Source organism: Nitrospinota bacterium (genome assembly GCA_009873635.1).
GTDB lineage: Bacteria > Nitrospinota > Nitrospinia > Nitrospinales > VA-1 > LS-NOB.
Genome location: WAHY01000024.1, coordinates 8,889 through 10,763 on the forward strand (window position 1 = coordinate 8,889; position 1,875 = coordinate 10,763).

Sequence of the window (1,875 nt, forward strand, 5' to 3'; positions counted from 1 at the left end):
ACTGAGAAAAATTGATAATCAGATAAAGCTTAAGAAAAGAGAGCTTAAGATTTATAAGTGGAACTCTCTTATTAATAAAAAGAAAATTACCAGGATTGAAACGAACCTTAAAAATAATGAGCAAAAATTAAAAGCTCAAAAGGTTTTATTGGGTAAGAGATTGAGGCAGATTTATAAAGAAGGTCCCATTTTCCCTCTTAAAGTTGCTTTTTCATCGGAAAGTGCGAGCGATTTTTTACAAAAGCTGAAGTATATGGAGCTGATTGCTGATAATGATGCCAATTTGTTGGCCGATTATAAAAATCGACTCGATAGTATGAAAAAGGAGAAAGAATCTCTCCTTTCTGTCAGGGCGAAACTTGTGAGGCTTGAAAAAGATGCTCTGGCAAAGCGAGGAGAGTTTGAAGATGCTCGGAAAGTCAAAAAGCGTTTTTTAAAGAAGGTGAAAAAAAAGAAACAATATGGAATCTTAACTCGAAAAGAACTTAAAAAAGCCTCCAATAACTTAAATAATTTGATTTCAAGGTTATTATCGAAACTTTCTTCAGGCGAGGGACTGGATATTGAAGATAAAAAGGGCCGGCTGTCTCTGCCCGTAAAGGGTAAAATTCTTAATAAATTTGGCAGGCAAAAAGACCGACAGTATGGTTCTTTCATTGTGCATAATGGTATAGATATCAAAGCCCGTTCAGGTACGCCGGTTCGTTCAATATTCAATGGTAAAATTCTCTATACAGGAGAACTTGAAGGTTATGGAAACCTGGTTATCATTGGCCATGGCAAGGATTATCATTCACTTTATGGGCACTTGGATAGCATTAAGGTGAAACCAAATCAGATCGTTAAGGCTGGTGATGTAATTGGACGAAGTGGTGATACGGGTTCCCTGGTCGGTGAAACGCTCTATCTGGAGATGCGTAAAAAGGGGAAACCTATTGAACCCGTTCGATGGTTTAAGACTGCCCGTAGAAAATAGTGATATTAGGGCATGTATTAATATATAATTGTCTTTTTTACATATTTAGGAGATGACACTTTGAATTTGTCGCCATTAAGAAAAGTAACAGAAAATAAGTTCACCCTGATTTTTTTCATAATGATAATGGTTCTGTTTTCAATGCAGACTGTTTATGCAGAAGAGGATGCAAAAGAATCTAAACAAGATACTTATAACAGGCTCAAGGTGTTTTCTGAGATTCTTTCATTGATTGAATCCAACTATGTCGAACCTGTTGGAAACGATACCATGATTGATGGGGCTATCAAGGGTATGGTTAAAGCACTGGATCCTCATACCAGCTATTTGCCACCGGTTTCATACAAGGAAATGCAGGTGGAGACGACGGGAAAGTTTGGCGGACTGGGCATTGAAATAAGTATTCGTGATGGTGTACTGACTGTTGTTTCTCCAATTGAGGAAACCCCAGCCTTTAAAGTAGGCATTAAAGCTGGCGATAAAATTATTAAAATCGAAGAAGAGTCTACTTTAGATATGACACTTCAGGATGCGGTATCCAGACTGAGGGGTGAAACGGGCACCCCGGTAAACATAACGATTTTCAGGGAATCTTTTAAGGCTCCGAAAGAGTTTACTATTGTCCGCGATATTATTAAGGTTCGAAGTGTTATTAAAAAACGATATAAGAAGGATATTGGATACGTCAAAATCCGTAGTTTTTCAAAGAATACAAGTTCAGACCTTGATAAAGCTCTTGACGATCTTGGAAAAGAAGGGATCACTAAATTGATTCTTGACTTAAGGAACAATCCCGGTGGACTTTTGAATCAGGCCGTAGAAGTGACGGATCGGTTCTTAAACAGGGAAAATCTTATTGTTTATACCAAGGGTCGTTCAGAAGAACAAAACATGAGGTT

2 protein-coding genes are annotated in these 1,875 nt (G+C 37.7%); both read left to right on the forward strand.

The annotated features are described in order from the left end of the window. Nucleotides 1-160: 160 nt before the first annotated feature. Nucleotides 161-976 (forward strand): peptidoglycan DD-metalloendopeptidase family protein, encoded by an 816-nt coding sequence (locus tag F3741_11095; GenBank protein ID MZG31325.1) that lies wholly within the window; start codon nucleotides 161-163, stop codon nucleotides 974-976. 120 nt (nucleotides 977-1,096) lie between these two features. Beyond that, nucleotides 1,097-1,875, forward strand: a 779-nt coding sequence (locus F3741_11100) for a S41 family peptidase (protein MZG31326.1), incomplete at its 3' end; no start/stop codon positions are given.